Raw genomic sequence first — 3,085 nt, 5'->3', positions numbered from 1 at the left:
CGCGAAGCCTTTCAGCGCTTTTTGGAGCAGGACTGGCTTTTTCTCAGGGACTACGCCCGGCTCTTCGCGCTTGCCGCCGCGAAAAGCCGCGATCTTCAGGCAATGCGGCAGTTTGCCGGCCTGTTGGGCAGCACCCTCGAGCAGGAACTCAGGGCGCTCGAAACGGTGGCGCAAGCGTCGGGGCTCGATCCGCAAACCTTCGACCGGCTCGAGAAAAACCCCACCACCCAAGCCTACACCGACTTTCTGGTGCGCACCGCGTTTGAAAAAGACGCCACGGCGACGCTGGCGTCAGCGTTGGCTTGCCACTGGGGCTACGGGCTGGTCGGTCGGGAACTGGCCCAAGATCCTCCAGCCGATCCCCTCTACGCTCAGTGGATTGCCGAATATGCGTCGGAAGCCTACTGGGAGCAACTCGAGCGCTTTAGATCGGTGCTCGACAGCCAAGGAGAGGTAGAGGACGACCGGCTTGACGAGCTCAGGGAGATTTTCCGGCTCGGCGCCCGCTACGAAGCGCGCTTTTTCGAGGCCTGCTACTACGGCGAAAGCTGGCAGAGAACGTGAAGCCCGTCGCCCTCACCATCGCCGGCTCGGACCCCAGCGGCGGCGCCGGCATCCAGGCCGACCTGAAGACCTTTGCCGCCCACGGGGTCTACGGCGCCAGCGTCGTCACCCTGCTCACCGTGCAGAACACCCGCGGCGTCAGCCAGGTGCAGGCGCTCGAGCCGGACTTCGTGGTCGCTCAGCTCGAGAGCGTCCTGGAGGACCTGCCCGTGGCAGCGGTCAAGACCGGCGCGCTCGGCAACGAAAGGATCATCCGCGCCGTCGCGGGCGTTCTCAAAGACCATCTCAAAGACTATGGTCGGCAAGGCAGAGCCTTGCCGCTCGTCATCGACCCGGTCATGGTCGCCAAGAGCGGCGACGCGCTGCTCGAGCCCGAGGCCGTCGCCGCGCTCCGTGACGAGCTCATGCCCCTTGCCGCCTTGAGCACGCCCAACACCAGGGAGGCGGAGCTTCTCTACGGGCTCGAGCCCGGTCGGCTGAAGACGCCGGAGGACCTGCGCGACCTCGCCACAAGGCACCCGGAACACCCCCTGCTCCTCAAAGGCGGTCACCTCGAGGGGGCTGAGGTCACGGACCTTCTCAGCTACGGGGGCCATACCGAGGCGTTCCTCTTCGAGCGCATCGACACCCGCCACACCCACGGCACCGGCTGCACCCTCTCCGCGGCCGTCGCCGCGCGGTTGGCCCTGGGTGAAGCTTTACCGCTGGCCGTTCAGCGTGCCCGCCACTACCTGCAAGAGGCGATCCGGCAGGCGCCTGGTTTGGGCGCGGGGCATGGGCCGCTCGAGCACTTTCCGAAGTGGAGGCAGCCGTGAAGCTTCTTGACGGTCAGGCCGTTTTGGTGACGGGCTCGAGCCAGGGCTTTACCCGCACGCTTGCCGCCGAACTCGGTCCCAGAGGGGTGCGCGTCAACGCCTTAGCGCCCGGCCTGCTCGAGACCACCGACGCCTCGAGCGCCACCACGCCCGAAGTCTTCGAACTCATCCGCCAGTCCACTCCGCTGCGCCGCGTGACCACGCCGGAAGACGCCGCCAAGGCGGCCGTACCCTTTGTTTCAAAGCTCTTCGGTGCGGTTACCGGGCAGTATGTGGCGGTAGACGGCGGCCTGACCATGCCATGAGATTCATGACCAGGCTATTTACCATACATGAACTTGGAAGCAACAACCGCACAAATCACCATGCCGTAAGGAGATTCATGACCAGGCTATTTACCACCGCACTGCTGATGTTTGCCCTACTCCTCAGCTCCACCTTCGCCCAAGAACGTCCCGATAGGCTGGTTTTGGGCGTGGTGCCCTTTCACGAAGCCGATGGGATGATCGACGACTTGGGACCCATCGTCGAGAGGCTGAGCGAGCACCTCGCCCTTCCCGTCGAGGCCTTCGTCACGACGAACTACACGGGTTTGGTCGAAGCGATGGGCACAGGCCGGGTCGACATCGGCTTTTTCGGTCCCGCCGCGCTCGTTCAGGCGATGGACCGCCACGGCGCGCGCGTCATCTTGGCCAACGTGCGCCGCGGCGAAACGAGCTACCGCGCCCAGTTCAATGTCCACCAGGGCAGCGACATCGTAGGGTTTGAGGACTTGAGGGACAAAGTGATCGCCTTTGTTGATCCCGCCTCCACCTCCGGCTATCATTTTCCTTACGTCTTCTTGCTCCGTGAGTACGGCATCGACGCCAATACCGACATGCAGGGGGTCTTCGTCGGCTCCCACGACGCCGCCGTCTTAGCTGTCTACAACCGCGACGTCGATGTGGGCGTGTCGTTCGAGGACGCCCGCGAGGTCCTGCTGAACGACTACCCCGACGTGATGGAGGAGGTGCGCGTGCTCGGCCACACCCTGCCGATTCCCAACGACGGGGTCGCCGTGCGCGCTGGGCTCTCCGACGAGCTGGCCCAGGAGATCGCCGAGGCGCTCATCGAGATCACCGCGACCGAAGCGGGGCGGGCGCTCACCGAGGAATTTCTCAGGATCACCGGCTTCGCCCCCATCGACAGCGAAGCCTACGACGTCATCCGCGAGACGATGAGGGTCTTCGCGCGCTAAAGGAGAAATACCATGAAAAGAGTGATCTTTGTTTTGCTGGTCCTGGGCCTGTCGCTGACGCCTGCGTTTGCACAGGAGCCTGAGCGCCTGGTGCTGGGCATGATGCCCTCCTTGGAGGCCGAACGCCTCGTCGACACCCTCGAGCCCCTGGCGGAGATGCTGGGCGAGCGGCTGGGCGTCCCGGTAGACGCTTTTGTAGCCACGAGCTACACCGGTCTGGTCGAGGCGATGGGCACGGGTCGCGTCGACATGGGCCTCTTCGGCCCCACCGCCCTGGTCCAGGCGGTCGAACGTCATGACGCCAGCTTCATTCTCGAGTCCGTGCGCCACGGCGAGGCGAGCTACCGCGCCCAGTTCAACGTCCACCATGACAGCGACATCGAGAGCTTCGAGGACCTCCGGGGCCGAACGATTGCCTTCGTCGACCCTGCATCCGCTTCGGGCTACCAGTTCCCCTATGCGTTTCTCC

At 64.6% G+C, this 3,085-nt stretch carries 5 protein-coding genes; all 5 read left to right on the top strand.

Annotated elements, in window-relative coordinates:
- Positions 1 to 564, top strand: a 564-nt coding sequence (locus tag M3498_03375; protein ID MDQ3458337.1) for a hypothetical protein, incomplete at its 5' end; no start/stop codon positions are given.
- Positions 561 to 1,379, top strand: coding sequence for a bifunctional hydroxymethylpyrimidine kinase/phosphomethylpyrimidine kinase (gene thiD, locus M3498_03370; protein ID MDQ3458336.1), 819 nt, complete (start codon positions 561 to 563; stop codon positions 1,377 to 1,379). The genes M3498_03375 and thiD, both read left to right, overlap by 4 nt.
- Positions 1,376 to 1,684 (top strand): SDR family oxidoreductase, encoded by a 309-nt coding sequence (locus M3498_03365; protein MDQ3458335.1) that lies wholly within the window; start codon positions 1,376 to 1,378, stop codon positions 1,682 to 1,684. Before thiD ends, M3498_03365 begins: the two co-directional genes overlap by 4 nt.
- A 77-nt stretch (positions 1,685 to 1,761) precedes the next feature.
- Entirely contained in the window at positions 1,762 to 2,616 is an 855-nt protein-coding gene (locus M3498_03360; GenBank protein MDQ3458334.1) for a phosphate/phosphite/phosphonate ABC transporter substrate-binding protein, read from the top strand.
- A gap of 12 nt (positions 2,617 to 2,628) precedes the next feature.
- Positions 2,629 to 3,085, top strand: a 457-nt coding sequence (gene phnD / locus M3498_03355) for a phosphate/phosphite/phosphonate ABC transporter substrate-binding protein (GenBank protein ID MDQ3458333.1), incomplete at its 3' end; no start/stop codon positions are given.

This window comes from Deinococcota bacterium (genome assembly GCA_030858465.1).
Taxonomy (GTDB): Bacteria; Deinococcota; Deinococci; order Deinococcales; family Trueperaceae; genus JALZLY01.
This window is presented reverse-complemented; position numbering and strand designations above follow the sequence as displayed.